Origin of the sequence: Paraburkholderia sp. (genome assembly GCF_004298475.1) — a bacterium.
GTDB classification, from domain to species: Bacteria; Pseudomonadota; Gammaproteobacteria; order Burkholderiales; family Burkholderiaceae; genus Paraburkholderia; species Paraburkholderia denitrificans.
This window is the reverse complement of record NZ_SCRP01000017.1, coordinates 129,576-148,479: the sequence shown is the minus strand read 5'-3', so window position 1 is coordinate 148,479 and position 18,904 is coordinate 129,576. Positions and strand designations below refer to the sequence as shown.

The window sequence follows — 18,904 nt, the reverse complement described above, 5'->3', positions numbered from 1 at the left end:
CAGCCAAAGAAGGAGAGAAAGAAGACCCAGATACCCACCGAATAACCCGTAAAGCTGGTCCAACGGGTGGGTCAGAATTCAATGCAATTCGTGGGTCAGGATTCCGTGCAAATCAACACCATTGCCTTCTTCAAACGCTTGAGCTAGCCGGGCCCAAAATCTATCGCTGCCATATTGGCTGGCCGCATACAGAAATCTTGCGCGACGCGCGAAGGGGATAGTCAGCGCGCGTACCTCCGCGCTTCGGCGCTCGATTTTCTTCCGTGCTGCCGCCGGTGTGATGCCAAGCCAGCTCGCGAGGCCAAGTGCAACGCTCCCACTGAGCTGGGGGCCTTCTTTCACCAAGAAGTCGTGCAAGTCGTCGGTCATGCTCGGAGTGTCCCTGTCACACAGCGCTATTTATAATAGTAGGACCATGTGACTGTGTCGCGCAAATTTTACTTTGGGCTGCAAAGAAACCATTTAAAAACAGACGCTTACAGCATTGGAAAATTTCGTACTTGGCTGGAACTTCTGTCACAGTCACGAAAGTGCGAGATTGTTCAGCTCTTCAAAACGCGTTTGGGCGGGACGGCGAGGGACGTATTTTCGGACTCCAGCCGGAAGCTTCAGGATTCAAATCGCATATTTCGACACCTCCCAGCCGCACGGAATACGTTCTGCACAGCTCGCGACGAGCGGTTCAATATCACGGCGCGGCCCTTCTAATCAGAGATGCGTATCGATGATGCTGCATACGCTGGTTATAATGGGGCAACTAAAAAGCGCCGCCCTTAGACGTGAGAGACCTAAAATCGACCGGGTCGCAATCCCCGCTGGCTCCTTCGGGAGCTAAATCTCCGAACCCGCTTTTTTCACCACAGCGTGAGACGGCGGGGGCGGTGACTGCGGACCGATTCAGCTATCAGTATGACTGGGCGCTGCATGAGTTCCTTGAACTCCATCATCGAGGTGAGGCGAGCATTGTCTTCGTCGAGCTACATGAGGACGTGGTTTTCGGGACGTCATTAGATGCAGAGGAAACGAGTTTTATCTTCTGTCAGGTCAAGGCCGGTGGGAAGAGCGGATACAGTTCACAGGCTTTAATTAAGCGGTCGGGAGCCAAGAACTCCATTCTCGGCAAAATGCTGTCCAGTATCGCGGCGAAGGATATTGCCGAGCGCGTCCAAAAATTGGGCTTAGTGGCGACTCGTGGTTTTTCGCTTAAGTTGAAGACCTCCGGATTTCGCCTAGAAGAGATACCTTTCAGCGAACTGGAAGAAAAGACCGCCACCGTTATCCGCGAGTCTTTGCAGACAGAGCTGAACGCTAGCGTTCCTCTCGAGAAGCTGCATTTCCGCGAACCTTCGCTCGACACGCGTTCCACGCGCCACGCTGTCATAGGTCTAATCTCCGACCTGCTCACTGAGCGCAATCCAAACCAGCACAGCAACAGCACTCAGATATATGTCGTGCTCACCGACGAGTTACGGCGCAAGGGCGAGATTGCTTGGGACTATTCCGACTGGGACCAGCTTGTCATGCGGAAGGGCCTAACGGCCGACCGCGTTGAAGCACTGTTCGCGCAATACTCGTCGACGGCGTCCACCGACGAACTCATCAACGACTTTGATTCACAGGTCCGCGAGCTGGGGTTTCTGACGCGTGACGTAAAAAGGCTTCGGGAGCGCGCTCGTACCTACTTGCTCAACACGCTGGCCGGAGGAGCGCTGGTTCAGGTGCAAGTCCGAGACTCAATACGCGAGCACCTGTCGACGCTCGAAGCGGTACTGTGCCGACAGACGCTGGATAGCTTGGTCAACACCTGCGCGCCTGTCGTCACCGAGCATCTCAGAGACCGAGAGAGCCGCGCCGCCGCCTACATAATCGAGTATCTCAGGTCATAGTGATATGGGATTACCCAACTACAAACTGCTCGTAAGAAATTTGCGTACGAAAGCCCATGAGCGCATTGATATTCAGGACCCTCTACGTGCAGTCGACTACCCGAAAGCTCGCCGGACGATTCGGGTTCGAAGCCGGCTTAAACCTGATAACGGGCGCGGATAACTCTATCGGCAAATCTACGCTCGCACGCCTACCGCTATGGACACTAGGGTGCGATATGGCGTTCGACACGGACTGGAAGAATTTCGATGTTCGTGCGCTGCTGAAGTTCGAGCTCGGCGGGCGTGAACACTACGTAACTCGGCACCGCGACGAGTGGCGGATACGAGCGGACGATGGTTTGTGGACGTCCTACGAGGTGGGCAGCGACGAGTTCGAGAAGAAGTTCGCCTCGTTGGTCGGGTTTGGCGCGAAGCTGCCGCGGAGGAAGGAACCGTGGATTCACGAAGTGCCCTCGCCGGAGCACTACTTTGTGGCTTTCTACGTTGACCAGATGCGCGGATGGGTCGAGCCGCTGAACAGTTTCGAGATTTACAAATACGAGAACTGGAAGGGTACGGTTCTATCGTTTCACGTCGGGTATCGCTCAGCCGAATATTTCAATCTCGATGCCGAGATTGCGAAGGGAAAACAGGCCGTTCTCGATGACGCGGACCTAATTGACCGCTATACGAAGGCTGTGGACGTCTTGAATGTTGATTTGCACTGAATCCTGACCCACCCTGCGCAGTAATTTGCATCGAATATTGACCCACGTAGAACACTGACCTGCTCGGCAACGGGCGGGGGAACGGAGTGATCGACGTGGCTATATTGAGCATCATCCGACGCTGGCACTTTCGCGATCGTGTCTCGTTACGCGAGATTGCCAAACGACTGGGCGTGTCCAGAAACACGGTCAGGCGTTACATACGGGCCGGCACCGTGCTACCCGCCTATCCCGTGCGCCACAGCCCCAGCAAGCTCGATGGGTTTGCTGCAAAGCTCGCAGGCTGGCTCAAGACCGAAGCAAACCGGCCCCGCAAACAGCGCAGAACCCTCAGGCAGATCCACGCGGACCTGTGCGCACTGGGCTTCACCGGCTCCTATGACCGTGTGGCGGCGTTTGCCCGGCGCTGGCGACAGGAACAGCACGAACAGGCGAAGACGACCGGGCGCGGGACGTTTGTTCCACTCCGGTTTGCCGCTGGCGAGGCGTTCCAGTTCGACTGGAGCGAAGACTGGGCCGTCATCAACGGCGAGCGCACCAAGCTGCAGGTCGCGCAGCTCAAGCTCAGCCACAGCCGCGCCTTCTTCCTGCGTGCCTACCTGCTGCAGACCCACGAGATGCTGTTCGACGCGCATCATCACGCGTTCGTGACCTGGGGCGGCATTCCACGCCGCGGCATCTATGACAACATGAAGACCGCCGTGGACAGGGTGCGCCCGGGCAAGGTGCGCGAGGTCAACGCACGGTTCAGCGCGATGGTGAGCCACTACCTGTTTGACGCCGAGTTCTGCAATGTCGCTTCCGGCTGGGAGAAGGGGCAGATCGAGAAGAACGTCCAGGACAGTCGTCGCCGGCTCTGGCAGAAGGCACCGACGTTCGGTTCGCTCGCCGCGCTCAACGACTGGCTGGCCGACCAGTGCGTGCTGCTGTGGCAGCAGACACGTCACCCGGAGCAGGACACAACGATATGGGATGCGTGGTCTGCCGAGCGACCGCACCTGATGCCGGTGGGCCAGCCGTTCGATGGCTTCGTTGAACACACCAAACGCGTCTCGCCAACCTGTCTCGTGAACTTCGAGCGCAACCGCTACAGCGTGCCGGCGTCGTTCGCCAACCGGCCCATCAGCCTGCGCGTCTACGCTGCAAAGCTCGTCTTCGTCGCCGAAGGCCAGGTGAAGGGTGCGCCATTGCGAAGCGCCCCCGGTTTGCGCTGCAGGACGCTTCCCGGCGTATCGCGACATCGGCGGCTTCGACTTCAGTTGCAGCGACGCCAACGAAGCGCTGGTGCGGCAGCTGTATCAGTGCGAGTTTATCGACTCAGCGCACAACATCGTTCTGGTGGGCGGGCCCGGCACAGGAAAGACTCATCTGGCAACCGCGATCGGTGTGCAGGCCCTCGAACACCATCGTCGTCGCGTGCGCTTCTTCTCCACCATCGAGCTGGTCAATGCACTTGAACAGGAGAAGCTGGTGGGCAAGCCAGGACAACTCGCAACACGGCTCGTGTATGCCGATCTCGTTGTGCTCGACGAACTCGGCTATCTGCCCTTCAGCCAGACCGGCGGTGTGCTGCTGTTCCACCTGCTCAGCAAGCTCTATGAACGAACCAGCATCATCATCACCACCAATCTGAGCTTCGCCGAGTGGGCCAGTGTGTTTGGCGATGCAAAGATGACGACCGCGCTGCTCGACCGGCTCACGCATCACTGCCACATTGTAGAAACAGGCAACGACAGCTACCGTTTCAGAAACAGCACAACGCAGTCAAAAAAGGAGAGAAAGAAGACCCAGATACCCACCGAATAACCCGCAAAGCTGGTCCAACGAGTGGGTCAGAATTCGACGCAAATCGTGGGTCAGGATTCAGTGCAAATTAACAGCAATCAAGTCAGCCATCGAAAGTCTGCGAAGCCAAGCGCGCATTTGATGTGCTTAAAAAACAAGCGAGCCGAGCGGGCTCCACGGCGTACGTCCGACTGAGCCCGGCCAGATAGCCATATCGCGGCAGTTGCGTTGCAGCAATCGAAATGACAGCTTGGGACGTAATTCTGTCAGACAGGCTGGAGCTGATGGATGTGCCAATCCGGCACGGCTATGAACTGCTACAGTGCGGAGCCTGCTCGCGGAAATTTTCGCGAAATATGAGAATATTGTGGGAAATTTTCACGTTTTGTGCAAACGTGAGCGCGCTTGCGTTTGCACAAACGTGCAAAATGCCTTGATTTTCAACGGACTAGATTTTCACTTTCTTTGAAAACGTACATGAGGGGTGGTGTAGATAAACGCATGACCCGAGAAAAACGGACCCATAAGTTGAGAAACTTATGGGTCTTTTCTATTGGCACAGATCACCAGAATAAGAGCAACCGTGCGACCCGGATAACTGACCTCAATGCACTGGCGTCAAAACAGGCTCGCCGCGACTCTTCAACAGGAACACCAAAAACTTTGCGGGTTCGGTAAGACTGGCGTTGCGTCCAACCGTGTGTACATCGTCAGGGCCTTCGTAAAAGGTCTGGCCTGGCGTCAGCGTAACGGGTTTGCCGCCGCGCACGCCCATCACAATCGATCCCTGCAGCACATAGACGAATGCGTGCGCATTGTGCCGATGCACGGGATCCGATCCGCCCGGCGGGTACTCCACCGTGAGAACCACCGCTTCCTTGCCGGGATAGTCCGCGAGCGCCCTGGTCATCAGCGGTGTTACCTGTGTCACGGGTGTCGAGGGCGGCGCCTGCTGTGCGCCAACAGTCCCGGCGCCCAACAGCAGCAGCATGGCAAAGGCTCTGGAAAAGGTCATGACATGTTCCTCGTTGTCGATCCGCGCAGGGCGGCCGTGAATGAATTTCGGCGACGCAGCGCGTTGCGCGGCTGCGTCGCCGCCTGATCAGGCCAGGCCGGATTTGTCGATGCCGAATGCCTTGTCATAGGTGCCGGGCGCAACCCGGAAACCCACGTTGACGCGATTCCAGGCGTTAATCGACATCACCTGGAAAGTCAGATCGGACAATTCCTTCCCGGACAGTTGCGTGCGCACCCGATCATAGATTTCGTCCGGCACGCCGTGCTCCGGAATCCTTGTCAGCGCCTCGGTCCACGCCAGCGCCGCGCGCTCGCGCGGGCTGAACAGCGTCGACTCGCGCCAGATCGCGACATGATGCAAGCGCAACGGCCGTTCGCCATGAATCGTGGCTTCCTTGACGTGCATATCCACACAGAAAGCGCAGCCGTTGATCTGCGATGCGCGAATATCGACAAGATGACGAATCGACTCCTCGACGGCGGAATGCTTGAGCGCAAGGCTGAATTCGACGAACTTCTTGAACAGCTCGGGGGATTGCTTCTGGTAATCGATGCGTTGGGTCATCACAGATCCTCAGTGTGAAAAAAAGAGAAGTGAATAGGCGCAGTTCACGGGCCGACGGGATCACCCGCGTCCCAGCGACCCGTTCAGCCAGTTCAGGAAACGCGTGGGCCCGATGCGGGCGTTGTCGTGCGCAACGAGCGACGAATCGTCCAGCTCGGTGCCGAAGTAGCGCGCGTGCACATCGGCGACCACAGGCCGCTTGTCGCCATGCGCGGCAAGAAACTTGCGCGCCAGTTCGTCGAGCGGAAAGCGATCGGGTCCGCCTATCTCGACATAACCATTGGTCGGCGCCCCGACCGCGAGATCGGCCAGCAAGGCAGAGACGTCGTCCGATGCGACGGGCTGAATCAGCGCGGGCGACAGGTGGATCGTGCCGTTGTCGTCACCCGCGTCGATAATGCCGCCGACGAATTCGAAGAACTGCGTCGCGCGCAAGATCGTGTATGGAATCTTCGATGCCGTGATCAACTTCTCCTGAGCGACTTTGGCCCGGAGATAGCCGCTTTCGGGGAGACGATCGCTGCCAGCGATAGAAAGCGCGAGGTGATGCTCCACGCCCGCGGCCGCTTCGGCGGCAAGCAGATTCCGGCCGGACGTCTCGAAGAATTCCAGCACCGCGCGGTCTTCGAACGACGGCGAATTCGCCACGTCGACAACGGCGTGCGCACCAGCCAGTGCTTCGGCCAGCCCCTGCCCGGTGAGGGTGTTCACGCCCGTGCTCGGCGATGCCGCCACAACCTCATGACCGTTCACGCGTAGCCGCTTTACAATGTTCGATCCGATCAGACCGCTACCGCCGATAACAACGATTTTCATGTTCCGCTCCTTGAAGCCGGGTTGAGGGTCACTGCTGCAATCGATGTGTGCAGTGTGCCGGTCAGGCGGTGCGGAGACATTGCCGAGCCTTTGGGTTTTCCTTGGATTTGGCCTGGTTATTCGTCCAGAAATACGCGGGCACGAAGCGAGGAGCAATGCATGCGATTGGTGTTCGAGGACTGCGAGCTCGACCTGGATCGACGCGAACTCACGCGAGCTTCACAGCTGGTGGCAACCGCGCCGCGGGTCTTCGATCTGCTGGTCTACCTCGCGCAGAACCGCGAGCGTGTCGTCAGTCGGGACGATCTGATCGACGCGGTGTGGGGCGGCCGGATCGTTTCGGAATCGACACTGGCCAGCCATATCAACGTCGTGCGCAAGGCCGTCGGCGATAGCGGTGAGGAGCAACGTCTGATTCGAACGGTCCCGCGCAAGGGCTTCCGGTTTGTCGCCGACTTGCGGGAAACGGGATCCGTGGATGGCGACTGCCTTTCCAGTGACGGGTCTGACGCGCCGCCGCAAGCCTGCGCACTCGCGCCGGTCCTCCCCGCGAAACCATCGGTTGCCGTCTTGCCGTTCGTAAACTTGAGCGGGGACCGGGAGCAGGACTATCTGGTCGACGGCGTGGTCGAGGACATCATCACGGCGTTGTCGCAGTACCGCTGGCTGTTCGTCGTCTCGCGCAACTCGAGCTTTACCTACAAGTCACGCGCGGTGGACGCGAAGCAGGTTGGCCGCGAGTTGGGCGTTCGTTACGTGCTGGAAGGTAGTTGGCGCAACGTGAACAAGCGTGTGCGCATTACCGGACAGCTGATCGATGCGACAACCGGGACGCTTCACTGGGCAGGCCGCTTCGAAGGTGTGCTGGGAGACATCTTCGAACTGCAGGACCACATTGCGGAGAGCGTGGTCGGTGCAATCGTTCCGCAACTGGAGCAAGCGGAAATTCAACGCGCGCGGAACAAACCGACCGAAAGCCTCGACGCCTATGACTACTATCTGCGCGGCATGGCCAGGTTGCATCACGGCACCCACGAGACTATCGACCAGGCGCTAGCGCTTTTTCAGAAAGCCATCGAGTTCGACGAGGATTTTGCGTCGGCCTATGCGATGGCGGCGTGGTGTTATTGCTGGCGCAAGGTCAATGACTGGATGGCGGATCGCCCGCACGAGGCGGCAGAGGGTGCACGGCTGGCGCGCAGGGCGGCGGAATTGGGCAAGGGCGATGCAGTCGCGCTCACGAGAAGCGGCCATACGCTCGCCCATCTTGCCGGCGACCTCCAGGGCGGCATCACCTTGCTGGACAAGGCACTCGCGCTCAACCCGAACCTGGCGGCAGCGTGGTTTCTCGGCGCATTCCTCATGCTCTGGCACGGCGAAACCGATGTCGCAATCGAGCGCTTTACGCACGCGATGCGCCTGAGCCCCCTCGACCCGGAGCTATACAGAATGCAGGCCGGAATGGCGACCGCGCATCTTTTCATGGGGCAGTTCGATACGGCGTCGTCATTGGCGGAGAAGGCGTTTCGGGAGTTGCCGAGTTTCCTGCTGGTCGCCGCCGTCCTCGCGTCGAGCCATGCGCTTGCCGGACGGATGACCGAAGCGCAGCACGCGATGGATCATTTGCGCCAGTTGTCCCCGGAGTTGCGTCTCTCGAACATCACGGATTGGTTTCCGATCCATCGGCCGGAGAATCTCGCCACCATGGCCGACGGTCTACGCAAAGCGGGACTGCCGGAATAACGGCACGGCAAGGCCGGTTACTTGACGCCGCGATTGGAGCACTCACTCTATCGTGCAACGATATGTATTTTAATATAATATGCGTGCATGAATTGATCGTGCCGCACCCGACGGTTCACTCTGTTTTCGTTTTCGGCGCGGGCTTTAAAACCTTTGATAATTGGGGAAACAAAGATGAGCGGCACTTCCAGTTTTAAAGACATCACGCATGCAGTCTCCAGCCAGATGCGAGCGATGCGTCAAACGCAGCCGGACCTGATGAACGCATTTAGCCAGTTGGCGGTTGCCGGTACGAAGGATAGTGCGCTGGACAAGAAAACGCGCGAATACGTGGCGCTCGGCATTGCGATTGCCGGCCGGTGCGACGATTGCATCGGTTTCCATGTTCAGGCGCTGGTCAAGCTCGGCATGACGAGAGCGGAACTCGAAGACGTGCTGGCGACGGCGGTCTATATGGGCGGTGGCCCGTCGATGATGTACGCCACCCATGCGCTGAATGCATTCGAAGAGTTTTCTGTCTGAAATCGAAGCAACGAGCAAAGCAAGAAGCGAGGCAAGCCGAGGCGCGTGGCCGGCGGTGGTGCCGGCCAGCCTACGGCGCAAGGAATACCGGCAAAGGACGGCTGCCGGCGTCGCCCGAAAGACTGATCAGGGTACGCACTTCCTGCACCATCGGAAGGGGCGACAGCCGGTCCGCCAGAAGCCGGCTGTACGCATTGAGGTCAATCGTGACGATCCGCAGGAGAAAGTCATATTCGCCCAGCACGGTGTGGATCTCTAGGACTTCGGGATATTGCTCGACGGCCGCCCTGAATTTCTCCCCGGCGCGCTCGCTATGTTTGTTCAGCTTTACCTCGGTGAACGTCTGCACACTGAGTCCAAGCTTTGCCCGGTCCAGGACCGCAACTCTGCGTACGATCACCCCGTCTCTTTCGAGTTTCTCGACGCGCCGCCATGCCTGCGACTGCGAGAGGCCGACGCGCTCGCCCAACTCGCCCATGGAAAGCGCCGCATCAACCTGAAGCGTTGCAAGGATTTTTCGGTCGAATTGATCAAGAGACATATTTTTCGCGTCAGATTAATGTCGTGCGAAACAGAATAACGTAGAAGCGCCGATTCAGCGCGAAAGATGCATGAATTGCGCGAATTATTGGAGATAGCATAGACGCTCCAAGACCTGAAGCCGAGCCATCCCATGACAGCCCAGACACAGACGCGAGCGACCATCCCGGCGTTCGGGATCAGGAGTGTGCTTCAGGCAGGCGGGCTGATTGCCGCATTCGTCGGCTTGACGTTCGCGGGCAAGTGGCTTGGCGTGCCCGTGAACCCCGCGCTGACCGGCTTTGTCGTCGTTCTCGCGGCGCTGTTCGTGAGGCTTGTTCCCGTGTCTGCCGTCGAGAGCGGCGCACGTCTTCTCATCTCCCAAAGCGCGCTGTTCCTCATTCCGCCCGTGGTTGCCGTCGCGCGCCAGCGCGACTTGCTCGAAGCGAACTGGTGGCCACTCGTTGTGATCGTCGTCGGCGGCACGGTGATTTGCACCGCCGCGACGTCGTTTACGGTGGAGCTTGCCACGCGCGCACTTCAGAGGCGCCGGACATGATGGCGCTCATTGCGGGCATCGCCGTCACGTTGGCCGTCTATGCGCTGAATCTCCGCATTCATCGGGCCTGGCGCAATGTTTTGACTTCGCCGCTGATTCTCGCGCCTGCCGTTCTCATCGCCGGTCTTTCGCTGCTACACGTGCCGTTCGACGCCTACCTGCAGTCGACGCATGTGCTCGTCTGGATGATCGGCCCGCTGACTTTGGCGCTCGCAGTTCCCGTCTACCAGCACCGTCACTACATTCGGCATTGGTGGCCCGTGCTGCTCGTAGGCACCATCGTGTCCGGAACGACTGCGATGGTTTCCGCCGTGGTACTCGCGCGAATGTTCGACTTGCCTGCAATCGTCGAGCACAGCCTCGTGGCACGTTCGATCTCGATGCCGTTTGCTTTCGCCGTTTCAGATGAGCTTTCCGGAACACGCGATCTGACCACCTTGTTTGTGGTCGCGAGCGGCACGGCGGGGATCGTGCTGGGAGACGCGTTGCTCGTGCTTTTCAGAGTGAAATCGGCGCAGGCGCACGGCGCTACGTTGGGCGCCATCGCGCAGGTGGCTGGCGCCGTGCGCGCACACGACCGTGGTGTTCCAAACGGCGTGATGGCGAGTTTAACGATGGTGCTTGGCGGCGCCTTCACCGTGCTTGCGGCGCCGCTTGTCGTGCGGCTTATCTAGCGCCCGCTCTGCGACTGCGCAACCCACGCATGCGATAACGCGCGGATGAACCGCGCGCGGCGCTTGCGCATCAGAATTTGTGCATCACGCCGACATAGGTCGTGACCTGTGACTGGCCGATGAGCGGATTGGTGGTCGGCGTCGCACTACGCGGCGTGGCGAACACCGAGAAGTCCGAGCGGCTCGCGTTGCGCACGTAGCCCACGGTGCCGTACAGGAAGGTGCGCGCGCTCAGGTTGTAGGTCGTGCCGAGCGCATACAGCGTGGCGTGACCGGCAGGATCGTGCGTTGTGCTGCCCTCTCCGCCGCGCACCCGAACGTAGTAGCCCGCGCCCGTCACCGCCCAGCGCGGCGTGGCCTGCCAGGTTGCGCCGAGCCAGAAGTGATCCGCGATGTCGGCAAGGCCTGCCGGGGTATCGGGCGCTGAATAGTGCGTCCACGCTGTCTGGATCGTGAACGGCGAAAGACGCAGATTGCCGCCGACGAAGTATTCGCGCGAACTCGTGAAGATGTTGCTGAATTGGCCATTCGAATCGCGCAATTCGTCGTAGAAGCCGCGCAGATCGAAATACGGGGAGTGGTACGTCAGCATGACGCCGTTCGAGCGGCCGAAATCACCCGCTGCCCCGTAGTTGAATCCGCTCGCCTGGTTGCCGAATGCGTATTGCGCCTGCACGTCGAAGCCGCGCCATACCGGGCTGTGATATTCGACGTTATTGCTGGTCTGCTGCCAGTTGCGCCCGCGCACGAGCGACGCCGACGACACCGCCTGCTGCACGAACGGATCGAATTCCCACACGCCATCGCTGTCGATGAACAGGTTGCGGCCAGCCTGCAACTGACCCCACCGGTCGTCCTTCAGGCCAACGTAGGCGCGGCGTGAAAAGAGCCGCCCGCCGCCGGTCGTACCGTTCATCACCTGAAAAGCGGTTTCCAGCGTGAACAGCGTCGCGAGTCCGCCACCCAGATCCTCCGTGCCACGCAGGCCGAGCATGCTCGTGCCCCAGTTGCCGCCCTGTGCTCTCCAGCGCGTGCGGGACTCGCCCGGCGACGGCGTCGTGTTGTTCAGGTACTCGAAACCGGCGTCGATGCGGCCGTAAAGCGCCACGCTCGTTTGCGCCGACGCGAAAGGGGCCATCGCCCCCAGCAACACAGCAACAGGAATGACCTTTCTCATCGTGCTCTCCGATGACAGTTGCTCCAGTGGCCGTTGGGTCGTCCAGTATGTTCGACAGCCCCGACAGCATCGAGCCAACAATTAACGTTCCGGCCAACAACCGGTCGATCCATATCGATGGGTATCGCTACGGATTCGATCTGCCTCGGAGGGGAATTGATTGAACTGGCGCACCGGAACCGGTTTGCAGCTTTATGATTTGTGTTGTCGCAACTGCCATTGTCTCCATCATTTTCTCCATACCTGAGGAATGCGAATTTATTCGGGGAATCACGCAGAATCGCAGGGCGCGCATCGAGCCCGCTGGTTGCCTTGTTTGAGGAAATGTCCTGTGGTGTACAGCGTCGGCTTTTGATCGCGCCCGCTAGCCGGTAAAGGCTGAAATACCGTCGAATGGACGCTCGATCTGCGAGCCGCCGTGTTCATCGAAGGCGATCAGTCCGCTCGGTGACGCGTCGCCGTGTGGCAGCGCGCCCGCTTGCGATCGTGTTCGTCTCGCCGAAGCGGCGCGTAAGGCCGGGGAGTCATGATCGCGCTCGTCAATGTGCGCGTGATTGCCCATCGCAGAATCTGGAGTTTCCGTTTGCACGATCCATCTCCTCTACACGTTCGATAGAAATGACGCGCGTGCAATTGCTGTTGCACAGGAATCCTGATTTAAACGCGCGCACTGAACATTCCAAAGCGTTGCAAGTGCGAGTGATTTAATCACCGATCGATATACCAATAAAGGCCCTCCCGCGCACCCGGCCACGTAGCGCTGAACAGTCGTCAGCCCACTTCAGCTCACGTCAGTTCACTTCAGCTCGCTTCAACGCCCGGCATGCCGCGAAGCCGGCTGGACCGAGTCAAGCCATGCCGCGACCTTTTGCGAATCCGCCACGCCGCGAATCGTCGTCACCGTGCCGTCCGGCGCGATGAGCAGCGTTCTCGGCATGTCGCCGAACCAGTTCGACTGCACGCTGGCGCGCAGATACTCGTCCGGCTCGGACAGGACGCCCCAGCTTTCGACACCGCTCAGGCCCGCCTGGGCGAGCCGCGCTTCGGTCGCATCGGACGGCGCCTGATCGAAGCGTACGAGTACGACATTGGCGCCGCGATGCGCGTGCACGAACTCGCCCCACTTCGGCAACTCGCCTACGCAGGGGCTGCACGTCATCCCCCAGATATGAACGATGAGCGGCTTGCCCGCATGATGCGTGCGAATGTCGGCGAAGCTTTGCGCCGTGAACGGGCGCGGCGGCGCTGCGAACGCGCCAGGCGACGAACATGCCAGCATGAACGCGGCAGCCGTCGTGCCGAACAATGTGCGCAGAGAGTGCTTCAACTTCATGATGGATCCAGTGCGATCAATTGATAGCCATGCTCGCGGGTGAGCCATGACAGGTAGACGTGCTTCGCATCGGCGACGAGAACCGGCCGGTCGCTCTGGCCATCCGCCGTTTCGACCGTGCGGTCGGCGGACCACGTCGCGCCGCCGTCGCTCGAATGACGCACCTTCGCCAGAATGTGCTGGCCATCGAACTCCTTCCACGCAAGCCATACCGACTTGTCCTGCGCGAGCAGCGACGGCCGCCCGGGCTGGTGCGCCGCGTCGCCCACGCTCTGCGGCGCCGAAAAGTTCTGCCCTTCGTCGGTCGAACGCGCGTAGAAAAGGCCCTGGCGCGCTTCGCCCGCCGTGAGCCATGCGGCATGCCACGTTCCGTCAGCCGATACGGCCAACGCGGGGCCGTGATGCGGACAACCGTCTATCGCCCAGTGATCGAACGCAACGCGGTGCGCGACCGTGGGTTTGCGCGCGGCGTCGAACGACATCACCGCGTGATCGCGCTCGTTCGTTCCGTAGATCTTGCGAAAGAGGACGACCGGATGCTGCTCCCGGTCGAGCCCGAAATCGATCCGGCAGCATTCGCACATATGATCCTCGGCAATCGCTTCTCCCGTGAAGGTCGCGCCCGCGTCGTCGGACCACGCATACGCGAGCGCCGCGCCGGGCTGCTGCGTGCCGTGCTCGCGCGCAGCAGCTACCGTGCGCTTGTCGAGCCACGCCGCGAAGAGCGTATCGTTCGCGTCGAATCCGATGACCGGGAATCGCTGGCTCGCCGGGTTCGACGAGATCGGGCGCGGCGGCGAGAACGTCTTGCCGTCGTCCGAGTGCGACACCATCACCTCGGCGTTCCAGTTGTCGTCCTTGAACACGCCGTAGGCCACGACGATGCGTCCGTTGCGGTCGATGGCGATCCGCGGATGCGACTCGACGCCCGCATCGAGCCGCGCGCCATGCTGGCCGATCACGACGGGCGCGCCGAAGTGCTTGCCCGCGTCGTCGGAGGCGGCGATGGAGACCGCGCCGTCCGCCGACCAGACAACCCAGAGCTTGCCGTGCGCGTCGACGAACGGCGTCGCGACGCTCGCGCACTCCAGCGCGTGGTTCGCACATTGCGGCGCTGACGAAGCGTCCTGATGCTGCATCGTCGGCATCGTGCTCGCGTCATGCGCCGATGCCGCAACGCATCCGAGCGTCAACACAAGCCCTGCAAACAGGGTGCGCAGTGAAAAATTCGGCATGGTCGGTCGTCTCAATGCGAGGGAACGGGATCGGTGACGAAGCCGACTTTGGCAACGCCCGCCGCGCTCGCCTGCGAGAGCAGCCTGGCGACCTCGCCGTAGCGCGCCATATGGTCCGCGATGATGCGAAGTTCGGGCTGCGGCCTCTGTTTCGCCGCTGCTTCGAGCGCCGCTTCGAGCGACGGCCCGGTCGTGGCCCGGCCATCCCAGCGAACGTGCCCGCCTGCATCGACCATGATGTCCACGTGCGGCACGCGCAGGTTTTCGCGCTGGCTGCTCGCTTGCGGCAGCGCGATCTTCGCCGCGTGATGAACGGCCGGCAGCGTCACCATGAACACGACGAGCAAAACGAGCATGACGTCGATGAGCGGCGTCATGTTGATTTCCGCAGCGAGCCCGCCATCCATGTCGCCATTCGAGTGATCGCCGATCATGCCTGCTTCTCCGCCGATGAAGTATCGAGACGCGTGACCGACGCCGAAGGGCCGGTCAGCAGCACGGTGTGAACGTTGTGTCCGAAACGGTTCAGCCTGGCGACGATGCCGCGCATCATGCGCGTGAGCGCGTTGTAACCGACCACGGCGGGAATCGCGACGAACAGGCCGAACGCGGTCATGACGAGCGTTTCGCCGATCGGACCGGCCACCTGGTCGAGGCTCGCATCGCCGCTCGCGCCAATCGCGACGAGTGCGTGATAAATGCCCCACACCGTGCCGAACAGGCCGACGAACGGCGCAATCGCACCAATCGACGCAAGCAGTGCGAGCCCGCGCTGCAGCGATGCCGACGCATCGTCGGTTGCGGCCTTCAGGCAGCGGGTCAGCCAGTCGCTCACGTCGGCACGATCGCCCCGGCGATGCCGGCTCGCCTCGTGACGGGCCAGCGCGAGCCGCCCGGCTTCCGCAACGTCGTGAAACGGCGAACCCGGTTCGCCGAGGACCGGCACGCCGGAACCGCTCAGGTCGGCGTCCCAGATCTGCTGCTCGGCGCGTGCTGCACGCCGCGCCATCTGACGCAACTCGATCGATTTGAGCAGAATCACCGTCCAGGTCGCGATCGACATGAACGCAAGCAGCAGCGCAGTCGCGCGCGTGACGGGATCGCCTTGTTGCCACACATGATGCAAGCCATAAGTCTGCATGCTGGAACTCCTTTATTCGGAAAGATTGAAGACGACCGGCACTTTGGCGGTCGCTGGCACGGCCTTGCCGTGCTCTCTATAAGGTGCGCACGCGCTGGCCAGTACGGCGTCGAGCGCGGCGGCATCGAGTCTCGGGTAGCCGCTTGAAGCGACGACATGCGCCGCATCGACATGCCCCTTCACGTCGACGCGCAACTGGACGAGCGCCGTGCCCGACTCTCGACTGCGGCGCGACAGCATCGGATAGGCGGGTTTCGCAATCGTGCAATCGAGTTGCGCAACGGCGCGCGGCGTCGGGTCGCCGTCCGCAGCGGCTTGCGCCGCCGCTGGCGAAGCATCGGCTTGCTGAGCGGATGAAGCCGATGAAGCCGACGAAGTTGGCGGTGCGGGCGCGACGGCAGGTGCAGCCGGTGCTGCAGCAGGCAACGGCTGCTGCTGCGGTTCGGTAACGCGCTGGTGCACGACGGGCGCGGCAGCATGCGCAACCGGCTGCACAACCGGACGCGGCGCGCTCGTCTGCCGCGCAGGCGCGGGTGGTTGCGGGCGCAACGGAACGGCCGGCGCAGGCATCGCGGATGCGGCGGGCGCGGACGTGATGAGCTCCGCCGCGACGACGCGCACCGGCATCGCTTCTCGTTGCGGTTCGCGCGCCGACATGACGAGGCCGAGCAGGGCAACGTGCAGCGCGCCGACGAACACGGCAGCGCCCACGATATGCCGCTTTTGCCGCGGGCGTTGATTTAGCTGCGCGTATTGCTTCTGCCCGTCATGCCGCACCTGCACCGGCAAGCCGGGCGATGTGAGGGAGAGTGGCTTGCTCACGATCAGATCCCGATCCTGGCCTGGACGTAGTACGTGCGTCCCGGATACGGGTGATAGACGAAGTACCGCGCATCGAAGAGGTTGTCGATACCAACGGCAAGCTGAGTCGATCGGGTCGGCTTGAACGTGTACTTCGCGTCGGCCACCGTATAGGTGCTCGTGCCGCCGAACACGTTCGGATTCGAATCGGTATTGGTCAGCGTGTTGTACTGGCGGCCCGAATAACGCACGCCGAGCATCATCGTTGAGCGCTCATCGATGTGGTAACTCGCCGCGAGATCGGCGCGGAACAGCGGAATCCGGTAGAAGTATTTGCCGACGCTGGCGGGGTTCTGCGCATTGGCCAGAATCTTCGATTGCGTGTAGGCGACGCTCGCGATCAGGTCGAGCCCGTGAATGCCGACGTCCTGGCCTTGATAGCTCACCTCCACGCCGCGCGAGCGCACCTTGCCGATGTTCTGGAAATTGGTGACGTTCGGGATCACCGTCGTATCGGTCTGGCTGAAGATCGCGTTCTTCACGTCGTCCTGGAACAACGACAGGCGCCACAGACCGTTCCAGTGCGCCCATTCAGCGCTCAACTCCTTCGACAGATCGTTTTCCGGCTGAAGGTTCGGATTGTTGTTGACGATCGTGAAGCCGTTGATCGTCCCCTGGAAAAGCTCACTGACGGTCGGGAAACGGTACGCGCGCCCGACCGACGCGCGCAGCGTGAGGTCCTGGGTCACGTCGAAGGAGATCGAGGCCTTCGGCGACACGTGCTGCTGGTTCGATTCGGGATAAGCCAGTCCAGTCGCACCGATCGACTGCTGGCCGCGATACGCGTTCCAGTCCTCGTAGCGCAGGCCGGCAACGACCTTCCAGCGCGGCAGGAAGCGCCAGGCATCCTGCGCGTACAGCGCCTGGGTCTGCGTTTTGCCGCTGAACGAGTTGGCGAATGAACCCGCTGCGCCGTCGCGCCAGTTCGCCGTGCTGTAGGTGCGGTTGTCAACGAAATAGTTGTCGTAGTGATAGCCGAAAGTCAGCGCGTGATTGAGCAACCCGGCTGCGGGCGATGGCGGCGTCCACGTCGCCTTCAGGTCGAGCGTCTTCCAGCCGGTGCCGTCGCCGAAAGTCACGACGCCCGCGCCATTGTTCGGGCCGCCCACGTTGGCCGTGCGTGCGACGCTGTTGGACACGTCGTAGTAAGACGCTATCGCTTCCGCGTTCCAGCCGGTCGCTTGATGCGTGCGCAACGACAGGCCGTACAGCCAGTTCTCGCTGTAGCCGAGACTCGGCGCAAAGGTCGGGTCCTTGATCGTGTAGCGGTTGCCGCCGATATTGACCGTGCCGCTGTACACGGGATTGCCGTTCTCGTCGGTGAGAAACGACGCGGTCTGGCTGTTGTAGGTCTGGTGCCAGTAGCCGAGCGTGAACGCGCCCTGCACGGTCGGCGTGAAATCGTATTGCGTTTTCAGGGTGAACTGGTCCTGAACCGTGTGCTCGATGCCTTCGCCGCTCACGCCGAGCACCGCGGTCGGCGCATTGTTCTGGTTGTTGTAGAAGTACGCGCCGTTGACCACCTTGTCGCCCGGTCGCGCGGGCGTCGACGATTTCGCCGTCGTCGCGAAGTTCAGCGGCTGGCTGGTGTTATCGAGGTGATTGACGCCGAGCCGGTACGAGAACTTGCCGATCTTGTCGCCGATCGTCGCGGTGGCCTGACTGCCGTTGAAGTTCTGATTCACGCCATAAAGGCTGAAGTGCTGCGTGAACGCTTTCACGTCCGCGGTGGCTTCGAACTTCGTCGGCATGCGCGTCGAAATGAGGACCGTCGCGCCGAGCGAATTGCCGGGATAGAGCGCCGAGAACGGCCCATAGATCACGTCGACCTGCTGGATCTCCTCGGGATACACCATCGACCAGCGCGGCGGAAACGAATAGCTGTTGCCGAGCAGGTTGCTGAGCAAGAGGCCGTCGGCATACACGAGGCCGCGCGCGCTTTGCGTATTGCTCGTGCCGCGCACCGCGATGATGGAGTTCTGGTCGCCGGTGAAGCGCTTGCGTACCGCGAGATTGGGCAGGTACTTCAGCGTGTCTTCGCTGTTGACGACGCTCCAGTTGTTGAACTGCTCGCGCGTGACGGTCTCGACGGACGCGGGCAGGTTGGGATCGACGGCGGGCTGGGTAACGCTCGAGGCGCTGGACGAATCGCTCGTCGCGTTCACGGTGACGGCCGGCAGGGTCATTTCGCTCGCCGGATTGTCTGCGTGCGCGTACGGCGCGAGCAGCGAAAAGGGAAGGATACCGAGCGTGGCGCACCACACGGTTTTGCGTGGGCGAGCGCATGCGCTTCGCAGTGCGAAGTAAGACATATTAATTCCTGAAATCGATGGACGAGCGAAATCGCATGCGTCGTCGTTT

General features: G+C 61.1%; 19 protein-coding genes and 2 pseudogenes. 8 read left to right on the top strand and 13 right to left on the bottom strand.

The features are described 5' to 3' along the window. Positions 1-78: 78 nt before the first annotated feature. Complete coding sequence (locus EPN59_RS10395; protein WP_293032926.1) at positions 79-369, bottom strand: hypothetical protein; 291 nt, start codon at positions 367-369, stop codon at positions 79-81. A gap of 512 nt (positions 370-881) precedes the next feature. Between EPN59_RS10395 and EPN59_RS10390 the strand changes: the two genes are divergently transcribed. The 4 genes and pseudogenes from EPN59_RS10390 to istB all read left to right on the top strand — a co-directional run. Next, positions 882-1,886, top strand: a complete 1,005-nt coding sequence (locus EPN59_RS10390) for a dsDNA nuclease domain-containing protein (protein ID WP_363928553.1) — start codon at positions 882-884, stop codon at positions 1,884-1,886. 56 nt (positions 1,887-1,942) lie between these two features. Further along, positions 1,943-2,596, top strand: coding sequence for a hypothetical protein (locus EPN59_RS10385; protein WP_293032922.1), 654 nt, complete (start codon positions 1,943-1,945; stop codon positions 2,594-2,596). A gap of 86 nt (positions 2,597-2,682) precedes the next feature. Then, positions 2,683-3,771 (top strand): annotated as a pseudogene (gene istA, locus EPN59_RS10380) (IS21 family transposase); the annotation flags it as partial. A 43-nt stretch (positions 3,772-3,814) separates the two neighbouring features. Continuing rightward, a pseudogene (istB, locus tag EPN59_RS10375) lies at positions 3,815-4,402 on the top strand (IS21-like element helper ATPase IstB); the annotation flags it as partial. Positions 4,403-4,985: 583 nt separating this feature from the next. Here istB and EPN59_RS10370 read toward each other — a convergent pair. From EPN59_RS10370 to EPN59_RS10360, 3 genes are all read right to left on the bottom strand, one after another. Then, positions 4,986-5,396: a cupin domain-containing protein gene (locus tag EPN59_RS10370; protein ID WP_293032920.1), complete on the bottom strand. Its 411-nt coding sequence runs from the start codon at positions 5,394-5,396 to the stop codon at positions 4,986-4,988. A gap of 87 nt (positions 5,397-5,483) precedes the next feature. Further along, on the bottom strand, positions 5,484-5,963 hold the full coding sequence (locus EPN59_RS10365) for a carboxymuconolactone decarboxylase family protein (protein ID WP_293032918.1): 480 nt from the start codon (positions 5,961-5,963) through the stop codon (positions 5,484-5,486). Positions 5,964-6,023: 60 nt separating this feature from the next. Beyond that, a complete protein-coding gene (locus EPN59_RS10360) occupies positions 6,024-6,779 on the bottom strand; it encodes an SDR family oxidoreductase (RefSeq protein ID WP_293032916.1) in 756 nt (251 codons plus the stop codon). 159 nt (positions 6,780-6,938) lie between these two features. On the opposite strand from EPN59_RS10360, the gene EPN59_RS10355 reads away from it, so the two are divergent. Together EPN59_RS10355 and EPN59_RS10350 are read left to right on the top strand one after the other, a co-directional pair. Then, the gene (locus EPN59_RS10355; protein WP_293032914.1) at positions 6,939-8,522 is read left to right on the top strand and encodes a winged helix-turn-helix domain-containing protein; all 1,584 of its coding nucleotides are present in this window, start codon (positions 6,939-6,941) and stop codon (positions 8,520-8,522) included. A 174-nt stretch (positions 8,523-8,696) separates the two neighbouring features. Beyond that, positions 8,697-9,044 carry a carboxymuconolactone decarboxylase family protein gene (locus tag EPN59_RS10350; RefSeq protein ID WP_293032912.1) on the top strand — a complete coding sequence of 116 codons (348 nt, stop codon included), beginning with the start codon at positions 8,697-8,699 and terminating at the stop codon, positions 9,042-9,044. 70 nt (positions 9,045-9,114) lie between these two features. Here EPN59_RS10350 and EPN59_RS10345 read toward each other — a convergent pair whose 3' ends face one another. Further along, positions 9,115-9,585 carry an Lrp/AsnC family transcriptional regulator gene (locus tag EPN59_RS10345; RefSeq protein ID WP_293032910.1) on the bottom strand — a complete coding sequence of 157 codons (471 nt, stop codon included), beginning with the start codon at positions 9,583-9,585 and terminating at the stop codon, positions 9,115-9,117. Between the two features lie 132 nt (positions 9,586-9,717). Between EPN59_RS10345 and EPN59_RS10340 the strand changes: the two genes are divergently transcribed. Continuing rightward, positions 9,718-10,122 carry a CidA/LrgA family protein gene (locus EPN59_RS10340; protein ID WP_293032908.1) on the top strand — a complete coding sequence of 135 codons (405 nt, stop codon included), beginning with the start codon at positions 9,718-9,720 and terminating at the stop codon, positions 10,120-10,122. Continuing rightward, a complete protein-coding gene (locus tag EPN59_RS10335) occupies positions 10,056-10,796 on the top strand; it encodes an LrgB family protein (RefSeq protein ID WP_293045984.1) in 741 nt (246 codons plus the stop codon). Before EPN59_RS10340 ends, EPN59_RS10335 begins: the two co-directional genes overlap by 67 nt. Before the next feature lie 70 nt (positions 10,797-10,866). Here the strand turns inward: EPN59_RS10335 and EPN59_RS10330 are convergent, their stop codons facing one another. The 8 genes from EPN59_RS10330 to EPN59_RS10295 all read right to left on the bottom strand — a co-directional run bounded on the left by EPN59_RS10330 (position 10,867) and on the right by EPN59_RS10295 (position 18,729). Continuing rightward, positions 10,867-11,991 (bottom strand): porin, encoded by a 1,125-nt coding sequence (locus tag EPN59_RS10330; RefSeq protein WP_293032928.1) that lies wholly within the window; start codon positions 11,989-11,991, stop codon positions 10,867-10,869. 346 nt (positions 11,992-12,337) lie between these two features. Beyond that, a complete protein-coding gene (locus EPN59_RS10325) occupies positions 12,338-12,562 on the bottom strand; it encodes a hypothetical protein (RefSeq protein ID WP_293032904.1) in 225 nt (74 codons plus the stop codon). A gap of 222 nt (positions 12,563-12,784) precedes the next feature. Then, on the bottom strand, positions 12,785-13,306 hold the full coding sequence (locus tag EPN59_RS10320; RefSeq protein ID WP_293032902.1) for a hypothetical protein: 522 nt from the start codon (positions 13,304-13,306) through the stop codon (positions 12,785-12,787). Next, the gene (locus tag EPN59_RS10315; protein ID WP_293032900.1) at positions 13,303-14,541 is read right to left on the bottom strand and encodes a sialidase family protein; all 1,239 of its coding nucleotides are present in this window, start codon (positions 14,539-14,541) and stop codon (positions 13,303-13,305) included. The genes EPN59_RS10320 and EPN59_RS10315 overlap by 4 nt, the downstream gene beginning before the upstream one ends. An 11-nt stretch (positions 14,542-14,552) precedes the next feature. Then, positions 14,553-14,975, bottom strand: a complete 423-nt coding sequence (locus tag EPN59_RS10310; RefSeq protein WP_293032898.1) for a biopolymer transporter ExbD — start codon at positions 14,973-14,975, stop codon at positions 14,553-14,555. After that, positions 14,972-15,682, bottom strand: coding sequence for a MotA/TolQ/ExbB proton channel family protein (locus tag EPN59_RS10305; RefSeq protein ID WP_293032896.1), 711 nt, complete (start codon positions 15,680-15,682; stop codon positions 14,972-14,974). The genes EPN59_RS10310 and EPN59_RS10305 overlap by 4 nt, the downstream gene beginning before the upstream one ends. A 12-nt stretch (positions 15,683-15,694) precedes the next feature. After that, entirely contained in the window at positions 15,695-16,504 is an 810-nt protein-coding gene (locus tag EPN59_RS10300) for a TonB family protein (RefSeq protein WP_293032894.1), read from the bottom strand. A gap of 2 nt (positions 16,505-16,506) precedes the next feature. Next, positions 16,507-18,729 (bottom strand): TonB-dependent receptor, encoded by a 2,223-nt coding sequence (locus EPN59_RS10295; RefSeq protein WP_293032892.1) that lies wholly within the window; start codon positions 18,727-18,729, stop codon positions 16,507-16,509. Positions 18,730-18,904 lie beyond the last annotated feature (175 nt).